Origin of the sequence: Collinsella sp. AM33-4BH (assembly GCF_003469205.1) — a bacterium.
In the GTDB taxonomy this organism is placed as follows: domain Bacteria; phylum Actinomycetota; class Coriobacteriia; order Coriobacteriales; family Coriobacteriaceae; genus Collinsella.
This window is the reverse complement of the sequence record NZ_QSIN01000002.1, coordinates 157,645-174,015: the sequence shown is the minus strand read 5'-3', so window position 1 is coordinate 174,015 and position 16,371 is coordinate 157,645. Positions and strand designations below refer to the sequence as shown.

Genomic DNA, 16,371 nt, shown 5'->3' with positions numbered 1-16,371 from the left:
TCATACAACAAAACGGCAATTTAAGACCAAAGCCGACACCAGCTTAGCACCGACCAGCGTCGGCCGAAACGCCCCGAACCACAGCCCGGTGCGAAATATCTGTTTAGTGATACAAACCCGGCTGGTAGTGATACTCATTGCTCACATGCGGACACAGCTGCCAAAAGGCGACAGCACTTGCCGCGGCCACGTTGAGCGAATCGACCCCGTGCGCCATCGGAATTCGCACGGCTCGGTCACAGCCCGCAATGGTCTTGGCGCCCAAGCCAGCACCCTCGGTGCCCATAAAGATTGCCAGGCGGTCAATCTCCTGCAGCGCGGAATCGTCCAACGACACCGAATCATCCGTCAATGCCATGGCGGCACACGAAAAGCCGGCATCGTGTAGCGCCGCCAGCCCATCATGCGGCCATACGCGCGCCTCGCTGCCAATGCGTGTCCAGGGCACCTGGAACACCGTGCCCATGCTCACACGGGCCGAGCGACGGTACAGCGGATCGCAGCACGTAGGGCTCACCAAAATGCCATCGACGTTCAGCGCAGCCGCCGAGCGGAAAATCGCGCCGACGTTGGTGTGGTCGACAATGCCCTCGAGCACGCACACGCGCACCGGGCGCTCCCCCGCCGCCTCGACGACGCCACCCAAGAACTCGGCTACCGGAATCTGACGTGGACGGCGGAATGCCGCGAGCGCACCGCGTGTCGCGTTAAAGCCCGTCAGCTGCTCCATAAGCTCCATCGAGGCCACGAACACGGGAACCGGGCCCGCGCCCTCGCGCACAACCAGGCGCTCAAACAGCGGCATCATCTGGTCGAGCCAGCGTTCGCCCAAAAGAAAGCTCACCGGCTCGTATCCGGCGCGAACCGCGCGCTCGATAACCTTGGCACTCTCGGCGATAAAGATGCCCTTTTGCGGCTCCAACACGCAGCGCAGCTCGCGCTCGGTCAGTCGCACGTAGGCATCGAGCCGCTCGTCCTCGAGCGAATCGATTTGCAGCACCTCAACGGCATCAGTCATAGCAGCCAGCTCGCACCTTTCTTTGCAGCACCTATACAAATATCGGGGCAACGCCATGCGCTACCCCGCCACTCATTCCAACCCGATAATACCGAAGGGATAAACGGGTTTACACATCAACGCGACGATACGTCACGAACTCATAATCGAGACCCTCGTCACCCTCGCCCGCGGCAATCGTAGCAACACCACCACGTCGCGCAATCTCCCACGCGGGATCGGCATCCAGATCGGGAAAGTACGTGTCCACGGCATGGATGCAATGGTTGTGCGTGACCTCGGCCTCCACGCAATACGGCAAAAACTGCCGATACACCTCGCCGCCGCCAATCACCCACGCAACGGGTTCATCGGCTACCACGGCGAGCGCTTCATCAACGCTATGCACCACGTCGACGCCCTCGGGCGCAAAGCCTTGGTCGCGCGTGAGCACAATGTTGCGGCGATTCTTGAGCGGTCGTCCGCCGGGAAAACTCAACAGCGTCTTGCGTCCCATAATGACCGGGCAACCTTTGGTGCGCGCCACAAAATGACGCATGTCGGCACGGTTGGACACCACCATGTCGCCCTCGCACCCAATACCCCAGTCATCGCACACGGCGACGATGGCAGAAAGCTTACACGTCATGAGCGCCACCTACACCGCAATGGGAATGTTCTTGACCTGCGGGCCGTGCTCGTAGCCCTCGACGATCAGGTCATCGGTCGTAAACGCATAGAAGTCATGCACATCGGGGTTGAGCGTTACCTTGGGCGCGGCAAACTGCGGACGCTCGATAAGCTCGCGGACGATATCGACATGGCGGTCGTAAATGTGGGCATCGGCGATCACGTGCAGCAGCTCGCCGGGAATCATATCGACCGACTGCGCAACCATCATCAACAGAATTGCGTACTGGCACACATTCCAATTGTTCGCGGCCAAAATGTCCTGGCTACGCTGGTTGAGAATCATGTTGAGCGTCGGTTTGTCGTCCTGCGGACGCTGAGTGACGTTATAGGTCACGCTGTAGGCGCACGGATACAGATGCATCTCGGGTAGATCGCTGAACACGTACGTGTTCGTCATAATACGACGGCTGTACGGCGTATGCTTGAGGTCGTACAGCACGCGGTCCATCTGATCGAAGTCGCCCTCGGCGTAATGGCTCTTCTGGCCAATCTGGTAGCCGTAGGCCTTGCCGATAGAGCCGGTCTCGTCAGCCCACTCATCCCAAATATGACTGTTGAGGTCATGCACGTTATTGGACTTCTTTTGATAGATCCATAGGATCTCGTCCATAGCAGACTTAAGCGCCGTACGGCGCAGGGTAAGTGCCGGGAACTCTTCGCGCAGGTCATAGCGCGCCGTGACACCAAAGTTTTTAATGGTATAGGCAGGGGTGCCGTCCTCCCACACCGGGCGGACCTTTTGGCCCTCGGTGGTGGTGCCATGGTCCAGAATATCGCGGCACATGGCTACAAACTGTTGATCAGCCTTGCTCATTGACCCTCCTGTCAGTCGCCTACAAGCGAGATTCATTGTAGCCCAGGCGCACGCGGCCCCACAGCCCTAACATAAGCCCTCATTTTCTGACATATGCCAGAAATTCCTTGCGCTCAATGAGCATCGAGTTATCCTATTGTTGACATATGTCAGATAAGGAGTGCGCATGGCAGGAAGACGCGAAAAACTGCGCCGCGTCGGAATCATCCCCGAATATCGCGGTTTTACCCCCGATGGCCTGGCGAGCGGCGATGCCATCGACATGACGGTCGACGAACTCGAGGCGCTGCGCCTGTGCGACCTGGAAGGCCTTAACCAAGAGGCCGTCGCACAGCAGATGGGCATTGCTCGCGCCACGGTGGCGGCAATCTGCAGCCGCGCGCATCGCAAGGTGGCAAACGCGCTGGTCAACGGACGAGCGCTCATCATCGAGGGCGGCAATATCGCGTACTCCCCCATCACCACAGCGACGGCCGCATGGCCAGCAAAGGAGGTCGACACCATGAGGGTGGCAACCACGTACGACAACGGCAACATCTTTATGCACTTTGGCCGCAGCGAGCAGTTCAAGATCTACGACATTCAGGACGGCAAGGTGCTCAACGAACAGGTCGTGGGCACCGGCGGCACCGGCCACGGTGCCCTTGCGGGCCTGCTCGCCAACGGTGGCGTGGACACGCTCATCTGCGGCGGCATCGGCGGCGGCGCTATCAATGCGCTTGCCCAAGCCTGCATCACGGTATACGCAGGTGCCCAGGGCAGCTGCGACGCTTGCGTCGAGGCCCTTATCGCCGGCACGCTCGCACAGAACGGCGAGGCCACGTGCGGCTGCCACGGCCATGACCACGACCACGCCCACGAACACGGCGAGTCCTGCAGCTGCCACGACCATCACGAGCACGAGGGCCACGAGGGCTGCAGCTGCCACTAACGGCACGACACCGCGAGCTCGGGGCGCGACGCCAAACGCAACCCAACAATCAAAGCCAACAACAAAGGCCACCCGGTAGCTTCCGAGTGGCCTTTGCCATATCAAGCTGGAATTACAGCCCTATTTCTTATTGCGCATCTGCGCTTCCATCTGGCGCAGCAGCTCCATATCGGACTTGGGACCGCCCGTACCCAGGCCGCCCATGCCGCCCAGACCCATAGCGTCCAGGCCAGGGATATTGGGCATGCGCATTTTCTTGCCCTTCCTACCCTTTTTGCCCTTCTTGCCGCCGGCCTGTGCCTGATTGGCTATCGTGCGCATGCGGCCCATCATCTTATTCATCTCGCCCCACTGCTTCATAAGGGTATTGACTTCGGTGGGGGTTACGCCGGCGCCCTTGGCGATACGCGCGCGACGTTGACCGTTGATTATGGAGGGACGCAGGCGCTCCTCCTTGGTCATCGACATGATAATGGCCTCGTTCTTATCGAAGATGCCCTCGTCCAGGTTGCCACCCATCTGGTTGAGCGCACGCTGGCCGCCGGGGAGCATGCCCAGGATGCCCTTCATGCCGCCCATCTTCTTGACGGCCTTCATCTGGTCGAGCATATCGTTCATGGTGAAGCCCTCGCGCAGCATTCGCTCGGCAGCCTCGAGCTGCTCGGCGTCGGCCGCCTCCTGGGCCTTCTCGATAATGCCGACAACGTCGCCCATGCCAAGAATGCGCTTGGCCATACGATCGGGATAGAACGGCTCCAGCGAATCGGGCTTCTCGCCCATGCTCACGAACTTGATGGGCTTGCCGGTCACCTGGCGCACGGAAAGCGCGCCGCCGCCACGGGCATCGCCGTCGAGCTTGGAGATGATCACGCCGTCAAAGTCGGTGCGCTCGGCGAAGGTCGAGACGACGTTGACGATATCCTGACCGGTCATGGCATCGACAACCATCAGCACCTGATCGGGCTTGACGGCCTTCTTGATGTCCACGGCCTCCTGCATCATCTGCTCGTCGATCTGCAGGCGACCGGCGGTATCGACGATGACCACGTCGCGCAGGTGGTCAACGGCCTCCTGAATAGCGCCCTTGGCGATATCGACCGGGTGCGCGCCGTCACCGCGGAAGACCGGCACGCCGATCTCGCCACCGAGCGTGGCAAGCTGGTCGGCAGCGGCGGGACGATAGACGTCGCACGCGGCGAGCAGCGGCGAGCGACCCTGCTTCTTGAGCAGGTATGCCAGCTTTACGGCCGCCGTGGTCTTACCGGAGCCCTGCAGGCCCACGAGCATGATGACATTGGGGATGCGGTTGCTAAAGACGAGCTTGCTCTCGGTGGAACCGAGCATATCGGTGAGCTCATCGAGCACGATCTTGACGACGTTTTGCGCCGGCGACAGCGACTCCATGACCTCGGCGGTCATGCAGCGCTCCTTGGTCTTGGCGACGAACTCCTTGACGACCTTGAAGTTGACGTCGGCCTCGAGCAGCGCCATGCGAATGTCGCGCATGGCCGAGGTGATATCGGCCTCGGTCAGCTTGCCCTTGCCGCGCAGGCGGTCAAATGTGTCGTTGAGGCGATCGCTCAGGGAATCAAACACTAGTCACTCCTTAATTGGACTCGCCCACCAGGGCGCGGCAGAAATCTTTGGCATTAAACTCCTGCAGGTCATCGACCTGCTCGCCCACGCCGATGCGCAGGATGGGAAGCTTGAGCTTCTCGGCCACGGCCATGGCGATACCGCCCTTTGCCGTGCCGTCGAGCTTTGTCATGATAATACCGTCCAGGCCCAGCGCCTCGTTAAACTCGAGCGCCTGGTTCAGGCCGTTTTGGCCTGTTGCGGCATCGATTACGAGGACGACCGAGACGGGCATGGGGCCGGCGGCCATATTGGCGGCGCGCTTACGCGTCACGTTGACCACCTTGGCAAGCTCGCGCATGAGCTCGGGGCTCGTGTGCAGACGACCGGCGGTGTCGATAAGCACCAGGTCGCTGCCGCGCTTGTCGGCCTCGTCGAGCACGTCGTAGCAAACGCTCGCCGGGTCGGAGCCGCGGTCGCGCTTGATGACGGGAACGCCGGCGCGCTGGCCCCACACATCGAGCTGCTCAATGGCGGCGGCGCGGAAGGTGTCGGCTGAGCCGATCACGACGTTCTTGCCGCGGGCAGACATGGCGCTCGCGATCTTGCCGACCGTCGTGGTCTTGCCGGCACCGTTAATGCCCACAAACAGCACGCAACTCGGCGTGTCGGCGAACGGATCGCGCTCGACGGGCACAAAATGCTGCTCGAGCTGCTCGGCCAGGGCGCGACGGAGCTGCGGGGCGGTCTTAAGGTTCTTCTTGGCCGCGGCATCGCGCAGGTCATCGGACACCTGGATCGCGACCTCGGCACCCATGTCACCCATGACGAGGGTGTCCTCTAGGTCCTCCCAAAAATCCTCGTCGACCTCGCCGCCAAAGTAGAAGACCTCGTTGAGGGCCTCGCGGCTGCGCTCAAGTCCGCGCGAGAGAGCATCGAAGAATCCCATTATGCATTCACGACCTTTCCGGTTTCGCGATCGAGTTTTTGCGAGACGACGCGACTGACGCCGTCGGCTTGCATCGAGACGCCGTAGAGGACGTCAGCGTCCTCCATAGTACGGCGCTGATGCGAGATAACCAAGAGCTGCGTATCGGAACGCAACACGTCGAGTGCGCCGATGAGCTTGGACAGGTTGGCGTCATCGAGCGCCGCCTCGACCTCGTCCAGCACATAGAACGGCACCGTACGCGTGCGATAGACAGCAAAGAGCAAGGCGAGCGCCGTCAGGCTCTTCTCGCCGCCCGACATGAGCATCATCTTGGTGATGCGCTTGCCACGCGGCTGCGCCACGACCTCGATGCCCGTCTCGGCCGGATGCTCAGGGTCGGTCATCTCCAGATGTGCCTGGCCACCCGGAAACAGCATGGCGAAGATCTCGCGGAAGTTCGCATCGACCTTCTCGAAGGTCACCAGGAAGGCCTTGCGCATCTTACGGTCAATGGCCACGGTGATCTTGGTGAGCGCCTTGCGCGCGCTCTCCAGATCGGCCAGCTGCTCCTCGATGTAATCGGCGCGGCGCTTGAGCTGCTCGTACTCCTCCATGGCAACCTGGTTCACAGGGCCCAGGTTGTTGATCTGGCGCACGAGCTGGTTGAGCTCACGCTCGGCAGCGTCACGGTCGGTGGGCGCAGGAAGCATGAGCGCCTCCTCGAGCACCGTGGTGCCATCGGCGGTAATGGCCTTGATAGCCGCCTCTACCTGCACCTCAAGCTTGCCGCGAGCGACCTTGAACTCGTTTTGCGTCGCGGTGGCGGCATCGACCCGCTCCTTGGCGCGGGAGACCTCGGCCTTGGCGTCCTCAATGGTCTTCTTAAGCGAGGCCGAGTCAGCCTCCTCGAGCGAAGCCTGGTCACGCAGACGCGAGGCCCAATCCGACGCGCGCTCCAGCAGGGCCGAATAGCGTTCGTGCATGGGATCGACGCGCAGGCGCAGCAATTCGAGCGAGCGCGAGGCCTGGCGTGTTCCGCGGATACGGCGGTCGATGCCCTCAAGACGATGCTCCAGATCGGGCACGCGGCCCTTCAGCGAACGCAGGCGTTCGCTCGTCTGGGCTAGGCGAACCTTGGCGTCGGCGAGCTTGCCGGCAGCCTCGGAATCGTCACGGCGAACGCGGTCGAGTTCGTCGTTGGCCTCGGCAATCTGCAACCCCAGATTGCTTGCCTGCGCGCGAGCCTCGTCACGCGAACGGGTGAGCTCGTCAACGCGCGGGCGCGCAGCGCGAACGGCTTCGGAGGCCTGCTCGCGGCGCTTGGAGATGCGCACGCGCTCGACCTCGGCATTGTTGGCGCTTTGCTCCAAGCGGCCGATCTCGGAGAGCAGCGAGCGGCGCTCGCCCTCAAGACGGGCGATCTCGCCGGCGGCATCGCCCTCAGCGGCACGCGCTTCCTCAACGGCCGCATTGGCCTCGACGACTTGATCCGACACATGCTCAAACACGGCAGCCAGATCGGGCTCCAGGCCCTCCAGCTCGCGAATGCGACGCTTGCGCTCCAGCGCACCCGAAGCCTCGCCGGCATCGAGGCCCACGCGCACCAGGCCGCCGCAGGCGACGCGGGCGCCATCGGGGGTCACGTAAGTCACGCCGTCAACGACCGGCGCCGACAGCGCGGCAGCAAGATCGTCCACTACGTAATATCCGCCGAGCAACGCCTCGACGACGGGACCGTAGCCTGCGCGCACGGACAGATGATCAACCAGACGGGTACCGGCAGCGCCCTCAGCGGCGGTAGAGCCGCTCACGCCGCGCGCCACCAGCAGCGCCTCGCCCGAGGCCTTCTTCTGGTCCAGAGCGGCACGACCGGCACGCTCAAGCGCGGACGTATCGTCGAACAGCAGTGCATCGATATCGCCGGCGAGCAATTGCTCAACCAAGCCCTCAAGCTCGCGCGGGGCCTCGAGCACGTCGCCCAGACGACCCGTGACATCATCGCCCAGCGCACCCACCAGACGGCTCACGAGCGGCGAGCTGTCGGCCATGCGGGCATCGAGTTTCTTTTGGCTGGAAAGCTCCGAGCGCACCTCGGATAACTTGTTGCGCGCATCGCTCTCGCGGGCACGCAGGTCCTTCAGAGCCGCGCGTGCCGTCTCGGTGGCCTCACGCGCATCGGCCTGGGCCTGGCGCGCTTCCTCAAGAGCACCCTCAAGCTCCTCTGCGCGGTCGCGACGACTCTCGAGCGAGGCCGTGACCTCCTCGAGCTGCTCGTCAATCTGCTCCAGGCGCGAGGCATACATGTTGTCCTCGACCTCGGCATTGCTCAAGGAATCCTTCACCTTGGCGAGCTCGAGCGCGGCGTTATCGGCCACGCGTTGCACATCGCGTTGCTCACGCGTAAACTGCGAAATCTGATTGTCGAGCGCCACGCGCCGCTCGTGGAGCTCAGCGGCGGCAGGACCAGCGGCGTCAACGTCCTCCTGGGCCAGCATGTGCGCACCGGTCACTTCCTCAAGCTGGGCACGCGCGTCCTCGAGCTCCTCGACCACGCGACGACGCTGATGCTCGGAGCTCGAGATCTGCCCGCGCATGTCAGACAGGCGCGACACCATGTTGTGGCCCTTTTCCTCGAGCAGGCGCATGTCGGAGTTAATGCGACCGACCACATCTTGCATGTGACGGCGTTGCTCGCCCAGGTCGCCCACAAACAGGCCCTTTTCCTCGAGCATAACCTGGAGCTTCTCGAGCTCGCGCTCTTTCTCACCCAGACGGTACTGCGCGAGCTCCAGCTCGGCGGCGCCCTCCTTAGAGCGGCTCTCCAGGTCGTTCCACTGCGATTGCAGCGAACGCAGCTCGTCGACGGCCAGCATCTGCGTAAGCTCGTTCGCGCGCGAGGACAGCTCTTTGTACTTGCGCGCGCGGTCGACCTGACGCTCCAGCGGTCGCAGCTGACGGGCGATTTCCTTATTGATGTCGCGGGCACGCGTCAGGTGCTCGTCCATTGACTTAATCTTTTTGAGCGCACGCTCCTTGCGGCGCTTGTGCTTGGAGATGCCGGCGGCCTCCTCGATGAGGGCGCGACGCTCCTCGGGGCGGCTCTGCAAAATGGCGTCGAGCTTGCCCTGGCTGATGATGGAATGCGTATCCTTGCCCAGGCCCGAATCGTGCAGGATGTCCTGAATGTCCATCAGGCGGCACGGACTCGAGTTGATGAGGTACTCGCTTTCGCCCGAGCGATACATGCGACGGGTGATGGCGACCTCCTCAAAATCGACGGGCAGTATATGGTCCGAGTTATCGAGCACCAGCGTGACCTCGGCGACACCCACCGGCCTGCGCGCTGATGAGCCCGAGAAGATGACATCCTCCATGGCCTGGCCGCGCAGCTGCTTGGCGCTCTGCTCGCCCAGGACCCACAGAATCGAGTCAGAGATGTTCGATTTTCCCGAGCCGTTTGGACCGACGATGACGGTCAGGCCCGGCTCAAACGTCATATGGGCGCGGTCGGCAAACGACTTGAACCCCTTGAGCGTGAGGGACTTGAGATACACGGTTCCTCGCTTAAACAGGCTTCTTGTTGAGAATCACGCCGTTGGTGGTGTAGCCCATGCGGTCAAGTGCATCGAGTGCAGCGGCTCCCTCGGCTTCCTTCTTTGAGGAGCCGGAGCCGCGACCCTGACGAATACCATCGATCAACACCACGGCGGTAAAGGTGGGCGCATGCGCCGGGCCCTCGGAGCCAACGAGCTTATACGCCGGGGGCTCGTGACCGTCGGCTTGCACGCACTCCTGCAAAAACGACTTGGGGTTCGCAGGATGCTCGGCACGCTCGGAAGCCAAATGCGGCTTAAGCGTACGGTGAATGAACTCCGCCGCCGCATCCCAGCCGGCATCCAGGTACAGCGCGCCCACGAGCGACTCATAGACGTTCTCGAGCGCCGAATGCAGGCCGCGCGCACCGGTACCGGTCTCGGAGGCACCAAAGATGATGATGTCGTCAATGCCCAGCTCGTGAGAAACCTCGGACAGCGTAGCGCCCGAGACAAGCGACACCTTCAGGCGCGTGAGCTTGCCCTCGTCAAACTCCGGATAGGACTCAAACAGGGAGCGTGCGACCACAGCACCCAAAATGGAATCGCCCAAGAACTCAAGGCGCTCATAGCTGGCAGAAACCGGCTGGCCCTCGACTGCCGAGGGATGCGTAAGGGCCGCGCGCAGCAGCACCTTATTGTTGAACTCGTGGCCCAGGATTTCCTGGGCACGCGTAAGTCGTTCGGATAAAGCCAAGACCTAGGCCTCCCTGGCGTTTTCGATCGCGTCGACGGCGTCGGCGACAGAGTTGAGCGAGAGCAGAGTCTCGTCATCGATCTCGAGGTTGAACTCGTCCTCGATAGCCGTAACCAGCTGCAGGCGCTCGAGCGAGTTGGCATCGAGGTCGTCAAAGGTGGTCTCCTCGCTAATTTCGGCAACATCGACGCCCAGAACGTCAGCAGCGACCTCGGCGATCTTGTCGAAGATTTCGGAGCGGTCCATAGCGCTTCCTCTCATAGTGCATGAATACCAAAAGAATGGTACCGCCCGGGCGGTACCAAGACACGGTTCTGATTCTACCCCACGACGTGCGCCGCGAAGCACATAACAGCGCTCTAACTCGCTCTTATAAAACGATACCGTCCATAGAGTTGGCGACATTCTCGACCAGCCCGGCGCGAACGGCTTCGGCCGCCGCGAGCGTACCGTTTTTAACAGCCTCGACCGAGGTAGCGCCATGGCCGATCAGGACCACGCCGCGCAGGCCCAAAAGAATCGCGCCGCCCTTGGCGTCGCCAGAGAGCTTGGCCTTTATCTCGCGCATCTGCTTTTTAATGAGCAGTGCGGCGATCTTGGTGCCGAGCGAGGCCATAAAGGCGCCCTTGAGCTCCTGCAGCAAAAACTTGGCAGCGCCCTCGGTAGCTTTGAGAGCGATATTGCCCGACATACCATCGGCAACGACGACATCGAAGTTGCCTGAGGTGAGGTCAGTGCCCTCGCAGTTACCAACAAAGCCGGGAACGGCGGCTTTCATGGCCGGGAAGCAGGCCTTGGTAAAGTTGGAGCCCTTCTCGTCCTCGGTGCCGTTGGCAAGCAGGCCCACGCGGGGATGCTCGATGCCCAGGACGACGCGAGCATAGGCGCTACCCATCTGAGCAAAACGCACCATGTCATCGACCTCGACATCGGGGTTGGCGCCCATATCGCACAGCACCGTCAGACCGCCGGCGCGATTGGGCAGCGCATTGGTCAGACAGGGGCGCACCGGCTGCTTCTTGCCTTCGGCCTGATACCTAAACGGCGTCACGTAGGCGGTGGCAGCGGCGGTCATGGCACCGGTCGAGCCGGCGGAGAAGAACGCATCCGCGTTGCCCTTCTTAATGGCGCGGCAAGAAAGCACGATCGACGACTTACGCTTGGTCATCACGGCGCGAATGGGATCGTCATCCATGGCGATAACGTCAGGTGCTTCAAGGGCCTCAACACGTGCATGGGAAGCGGCAAAGGGATTGACGATTTCGGCGGGGCCAGCTGCCAAGACCTCGATATCGGGATCGGCGGCAAGTGCAGCCTCGATACCATCGAGAACAACCTGAGGTTTCTCGTCTCCGCCCACAACGTCTACACAAACGCGAACGTTACTCATATACATGCTCCTTATACAAAAATGGCCGACTCATTGAGCCGGCCATTGTGGTTCCATTTGGAACGGCATCGCATCCAGAGTATACCGTTACTCGGTAACGATAACCTCGCGGTCCTTGTAGAAACCGCAGCTGGGGCACACGTGGTGCGGAAGCTTGACAGCGCCGCAACGGGGGCACGTGGACTGAGCCGCAGCCGAGATCTTCATGTTGGCGGAACGGCGGGTGTGAGTGCGGATACGACCCTGCTTTTGTTTAGGTACGGGCATAGTGACCTTCCTTATGAACTATCCAGTGTGGCGATTACGCGCAAGTAGCGATACTACCACAGTTTTACTCATCAAGCTTGAGATTCTTCAATGCTGCAAATGGATTTTCCGTGGCAGCGGCCCATTCTGCCTCTGCCTGGGCGGCGCAATCGCATTGCTCGACGTTGAGATTGCAACCGCATGTGGGGCACAGACCGCGGCAATCGGGCTTGCAGAGCACCACAAACGGCGTGTCCATGACGACCGCGTCGTTGATGGGCTCACCCAGATCGACGATGCGGTCCTCACACAGGAGCTCGTAGCCGTCCTCGTAGGCCTCGGGATCCTCGGGCTCCTCAAAGAGGTAGAACTCCTCGATCTCGCCGGCGATATCAAACGAGGCGGGCTCCAGGCAACGGTCGCACTCGCCGGTGGCGTGCGCGCGGACCATGCCCGTGAGCAAGACACCGGTACCGGCATTGGTAAAGACAACGTCGTAGTCGATGCCGTCCTGAAGCTGGTACTCCTTCTCGCCCACCGTGTAGGTGGCGACATCGACCTTGCCGGTCAGCGGATACGAATCTCCAGGAAACTCGAGCTGCTCGGAAAGATCGACGGTAACGCTCGGGAACTCAGCCATTACCACTGACCATTCTGTTGGGCGGCACCCTCGTTGAGCTGCTGACGGCAACGGGTAACGGTGCCAGTCAGGCTCTTGAGGTTCTCCTCGAGGTGCGTAAAGACCTGCTCGGCGTAATCCTCGGCGGCATAGCGCGTCTCGCGCTCATACTGCTGGGCACGATCGCGAATGTCGTCGGCCTGCTGCTGAGCTAAGCGGACAATCTCCTGCTCACCGGCAATGGTGAGGGCCTGCTGCTGAGCATCGGCGATGATGGAATCGGCCTGAGCGGCGGCGGAAGCCATAAGCTCCTCGCGCTCCTTGAGGATACGGCGGGACTTCTGCCATTCCTCGGGATAGCTCATGCGGATCTCGTCGAGGATGTTAAAGAAGACGTCGGCGTCGATAACCTTCATCTGGGCGTTCTTGCCGAACGGCGTCTTAGCCTCTTCGATGAGCCCCTCGAGCTCGTCGACAAGACTCACGATCCTGTCGCCAGGAAAATTCTCGCCCGGCATCCGGTCTCCTTTCATAGGTAACATATCATCGTGTTAGTTTACCACATGCCACCAGGCATTAAAAAACGTCACGAAAAGCGATGTTTGAGCGCCTTGACCACATTGGGCGGAACAAAATTAGAGACGTCACTACCGAGCGAGGCAATCTGGCGAACCACCGAACTCGAGATATAGCCGTACTGCGGCGCACTCATGACAAAGATGGACTCCAGCTCGCTATCCAAGCGATAATTGAGGTCGGCCTGCTGCAGCTCATACTCAAAGTCGGTCATGGCGCGCAGGCCCTTGACCACGGCTCCTGCTCCCTGTTCGCGGGCAAAATCGACCAAGAGGCCGGTGAAGGGTAGCACCTCAACGCCGTCAATATCACCGAGCGCCTCACGTGCCAGCGCCACGCGCTCATCGAGCATAAAGGTGGTGCCCACGCCGTTTTTTCCCTGCGACTCGGCAACGGCCACGATCACGCTGGGGAAAATGCGGCGGGCACGGCGAATCACGTCGATGTGGCCAAACGTGATGGGATCGAAGGTGCCCGGGACGATTACGCGGTTAATGGTGTCACTCATCGGAATCCTCCGCGGGTACGTCGCTATCGTTGTCATCATCCTCGCCGTTACCAACCCAACGAAGCAGGTCGACCGAGGTTATTCCGTAGCGCTTCTCGCGCACGGTCTCAAAACCTGCCGGATGCGCACCCGCATCGGCGGCAGCGTGCTCAAACAGCGCATAGGCACCCTGCGCCAGCAAGTCCTGCTGGGCCAAGTTCTGCAGCAGTTCCTCGACCGGCTCGGCGCCATAAGCATAGGGCGGATCGAGCAGGACCAGGTCAAAGGGACCGCCCGGCACGCGGCCGCGCGAAGCGCTTGCCAGCACGTCGCCGCCCACCACACGCCAACGCGCACGGTCGCGGCACAGTGACTCGATATTCTTGGTAATCAGACGAGCAGCGTTGCGGTCGATCTCGAACGTGGTGAGCGAGCGGGCACCACGCGAGAGCATCTCAATGCCCAAGGCACCGGAGCCGCCAAAGGCATCCAGCACGCGGACCTCGTCCAGATCGAAGTCGAATGCCGACATGACCATAGATGCGCACGCCTCGCGCACGCGATCGGTCGTGGGGCGGGTGACATCGCGACCACGGGGCTCCTCGATCTTACGACCGCGCCATTCGCCGCCGATGATTCTCATCCTCCGCTGACCTCCTTAAAGATGTGTCGATACCGCATGGCGACCGCATCGCGCAAGGGGCGCGTCGCCACGGAGTCAAGGTTGCAAGCATACCGCAAGAGCTCGACCGCGTCCAAATGGGCCCACTCGATCAATTCCTCGTCGGCATCGAGGTCAACAAAGTGCAAGGTCACGCCGCCATGCTGACGGTAGCCAAGAATCTCGCCCTCGTGGCGCAGACGCAGGTCCATCTGGGCGAGCGTAAAGCCGTCCGAGGTCTTCTCGAGCGACTGGAGGCGTTCCTGTGCCGCCGACGCGCCGCCGTTGCCCTTGGAGTGCGTCATGACCAGGCACGTACCCGACACGCTGCCGCGGCCTACGCGCCCACGCAGCTGGTGCAGGGCAGCCAAACCAAAGCGCTCGCCGTTCTCGATGACCATGACGGTGGCGTTAGGCACGTCGACGCCCACCTCGACCACCGTAGTCGAGACGAGCACGTCAATCTCGCCACGCTTAAAGGCATCAATAACCTGGTCCTTCTCCCCCGCTGGCATACGGCCGTGAAGGCGCTCGATGGCAAGGCCCGGCAACGCCAGACGCAGGCGATCGAGCTCGGTCGCCGTATCGTGCAGCGGCACGGGAACCGTCACGCGGCCCTCATCGTCGCGGGCAATACCGGGCACGTCTTCCAGCTCATCGGCCGAGTCACTCGGCTCCACGAGCGGGCAAATCACGTAGGCCTGCTGACCCTTTTCATGCGCCTCACGGATGGCGCCATAGGCCAGGTCGCGACTCGACTCGGTGAGGACGCGCGTCGTCACGCCGGCACCCGGAATTGGACGATGGCGGATGATGCTCGTATCCAGGTCGCCATAGACCGAGAGCGCCAACGTGCGCGGGATAGGCGTGGCCGTCATAACGAGCAGGTCCGCACCGGGGCCCTTCGCGCGTAGGGCGTTGCGTTGGCCGACGCCAAACCGGTGCTGCTCGTCGATGACGACAAGCGACAGATGCTTGAACGCAACGTTATCCGAAAGCACCGCATGGGTGCCAAAGAGCACGTCAAGCTCGCCCGATTCCAGCTGCGCATGGATGCGCTCGCGCTCTGCGGCCGGCGTGGCACCCGTCAGAAGTGCCCAGGACATGCCGGCCTGCGAGAGCAGAGGGCCGGTCTTATCGGCATATTGGCGCGCCAGCACGCCCGTGGGCGCCATAACGCAGGCCTGCGTACCGCCATCGGCAGCCACAGCCAGCGCGCAGGCGGCAACGGCGGTCTTACCGGTACCGACATCGCCCAGCAGCAGGCGGTTCATCACGCGCCCGCCATCGCACATATCGCGCAGGATATCCTGGAACGCGGCCTCCTGCTCGTTGCTCAGCGAAAACGGCAGGGCCTGCTTGAGCGCGACCAGGTGCTCGCCCGCGGTGTGGGCATAGGGCACCACATCGACCAGGCCGCCGTCGTTGCGCAGACGCAGCGCCAGCTGCAGGTAGAGACACTCCTCGTAGGCAAGACGCCGGCGTGCGATGTCGCGCTCAGCCATGCTCGAGGGAAAGTGGATCGATCGAAGCGCACGAGCATTGCTCATCAGGCGACGCTTAACGCGTAAGCGCGCCGGAATGGGATCAAAGGGATTGCCGACGACCTCGAGCGCGCCGCTTACGATGCGGCGCATCCACGCCTGGCTCACGCCATCACTGACGTAATGGACCGGCAGGATAGTGCCTGCGGCACGCCCTTCCTCGAGCTTTTCAAAGTGCGGCGAGGCCATCTGCTTAAAACCGTAGGCAAACTCGACCTTGCCCATCACGGCCAGGCGGTCGCCCTGCTTAAGCTGCTGGGCAATCCAGGGCTGGCGGAAAAAGGCGACCTGTAGCACGCCCGTCTCGTCAACGAGTGAGACCTCGGTCACCTGCATGCGCGGACGCGGCTGCTTTTGGACGATGCGGTCGACCGTGGCGATGATAGTGCACACGGTACCGATGGGCGCCATCTCGATGGACCACGAACGAGTAAAGTCGAGGTAACGATGAGGGATATGGAGAAGGAGGTCCCCCACCGTCCGAATTCCCAGACGGCGAAGGGCCTCCTCACGTTTACCTGAAACATATTTGAGTCGCGCGATATCTTCGTCGAGCGCATTGCTCTGGGCAAAGCGCTCCGAGACGCGCGGCACGGAGCACAGCTCGGACATGGGCA

16 protein-coding genes are annotated in these 16,371 nt (G+C 61.9%); 1 reads left to right on the top strand and 15 read right to left on the bottom strand.

Annotated elements, in window-relative coordinates; translation table 11 throughout:
• Positions 1-103 precede the first annotated feature (103 nt).
• From DW821_RS02265 to thyA, 3 genes are all read right to left on the bottom strand, one after another.
• Positions 104-1,018 carry an RNA methyltransferase gene (locus DW821_RS02265; RefSeq protein WP_118065334.1) on the bottom strand — a complete coding sequence of 305 codons (915 nt, stop codon included), beginning with the start codon at positions 1,016-1,018 and terminating at the stop codon, positions 104-106.
• A gap of 109 nt (positions 1,019-1,127) precedes the next feature.
• Entirely contained in the window at positions 1,128-1,646 is a 519-nt protein-coding gene (locus DW821_RS02260; RefSeq protein WP_117769600.1) for a dihydrofolate reductase, read from the bottom strand.
• A 9-nt stretch (positions 1,647-1,655) separates the two neighbouring features.
• Complete coding sequence (thyA, locus tag DW821_RS02255) at positions 1,656-2,504, bottom strand: thymidylate synthase (protein ID WP_118065332.1); 849 nt, start codon at positions 2,502-2,504, stop codon at positions 1,656-1,658.
• Between the two features lie 166 nt (positions 2,505-2,670).
• On the opposite strand from thyA, the gene DW821_RS02250 reads away from it, so the two are divergent.
• Complete coding sequence (locus DW821_RS02250) at positions 2,671-3,435, top strand: DUF134 domain-containing protein (protein WP_117769599.1); 765 nt, start codon at positions 2,671-2,673, stop codon at positions 3,433-3,435.
• 120 nt (positions 3,436-3,555) lie between these two features.
• Here DW821_RS02250 and ffh read toward each other — a convergent pair whose 3' ends face one another.
• The 12 genes from ffh to recG form a co-directional block, all read right to left on the bottom strand.
• Entirely contained in the window at positions 3,556-5,031 is a 1,476-nt protein-coding gene (ffh, locus tag DW821_RS02245; protein ID WP_117769598.1) for a signal recognition particle protein, read from the bottom strand.
• Positions 5,032-5,041: 10 nt separating this feature from the next.
• Positions 5,042-5,959, bottom strand: a complete 918-nt coding sequence (gene ftsY, locus DW821_RS02240; protein WP_117769597.1) for a signal recognition particle-docking protein FtsY — start codon at positions 5,957-5,959, stop codon at positions 5,042-5,044.
• On the bottom strand, positions 5,959-9,495 hold the full coding sequence (gene smc / locus DW821_RS02235; protein ID WP_118065330.1) for a chromosome segregation protein SMC: 3,537 nt from the start codon (positions 9,493-9,495) through the stop codon (positions 5,959-5,961). Before smc ends, ftsY begins: the two co-directional genes overlap by 1 nt.
• A gap of 10 nt (positions 9,496-9,505) precedes the next feature.
• Positions 9,506-10,231 (bottom strand): ribonuclease III, encoded by a 726-nt coding sequence (gene rnc, locus DW821_RS02230; RefSeq protein ID WP_117847662.1) that lies wholly within the window; start codon positions 10,229-10,231, stop codon positions 9,506-9,508.
• A 3-nt stretch (positions 10,232-10,234) separates the two neighbouring features.
• Entirely contained in the window at positions 10,235-10,477 is a 243-nt protein-coding gene (locus DW821_RS02225; RefSeq protein WP_117847660.1) for an acyl carrier protein, read from the bottom strand.
• 124 nt (positions 10,478-10,601) lie between these two features.
• The gene (plsX, locus tag DW821_RS02220; protein WP_117847658.1) at positions 10,602-11,621 is read right to left on the bottom strand and encodes a phosphate acyltransferase PlsX; all 1,020 of its coding nucleotides are present in this window, start codon (positions 11,619-11,621) and stop codon (positions 10,602-10,604) included.
• Between the two features lie 87 nt (positions 11,622-11,708).
• On the bottom strand, positions 11,709-11,888 hold the full coding sequence (rpmF, locus tag DW821_RS02215) for a 50S ribosomal protein L32 (RefSeq protein WP_022094017.1): 180 nt from the start codon (positions 11,886-11,888) through the stop codon (positions 11,709-11,711).
• Positions 11,889-11,952: 64 nt separating this feature from the next.
• Positions 11,953-12,507 carry a DUF177 domain-containing protein gene (locus tag DW821_RS02210; protein WP_117847656.1) on the bottom strand — a complete coding sequence of 185 codons (555 nt, stop codon included), beginning with the start codon at positions 12,505-12,507 and terminating at the stop codon, positions 11,953-11,955.
• Positions 12,507-13,004 (bottom strand): hypothetical protein, encoded by a 498-nt coding sequence (locus tag DW821_RS02205; protein ID WP_022094019.1) that lies wholly within the window; start codon positions 13,002-13,004, stop codon positions 12,507-12,509. Before DW821_RS02205 ends, DW821_RS02210 begins: the two co-directional genes overlap by 1 nt.
• Positions 13,005-13,072: 68 nt before the next feature.
• Positions 13,073-13,570 carry a pantetheine-phosphate adenylyltransferase gene (gene coaD / locus DW821_RS02200; protein ID WP_118065328.1) on the bottom strand — a complete coding sequence of 166 codons (498 nt, stop codon included), beginning with the start codon at positions 13,568-13,570 and terminating at the stop codon, positions 13,073-13,075.
• Positions 13,563-14,192, bottom strand: coding sequence for a 16S rRNA (guanine(966)-N(2))-methyltransferase RsmD (rsmD, locus tag DW821_RS02195; protein ID WP_118065326.1), 630 nt, complete (start codon positions 14,190-14,192; stop codon positions 13,563-13,565). The genes coaD and rsmD overlap by 8 nt, the downstream gene beginning before the upstream one ends.
• The gene (gene recG / locus DW821_RS02190; protein WP_118065324.1) at positions 14,189-16,366 is read right to left on the bottom strand and encodes an ATP-dependent DNA helicase RecG; all 2,178 of its coding nucleotides are present in this window, start codon (positions 16,364-16,366) and stop codon (positions 14,189-14,191) included. Before recG ends, rsmD begins: the two co-directional genes overlap by 4 nt.
• Positions 16,367-16,371: the final 5 nt, after the last annotated feature.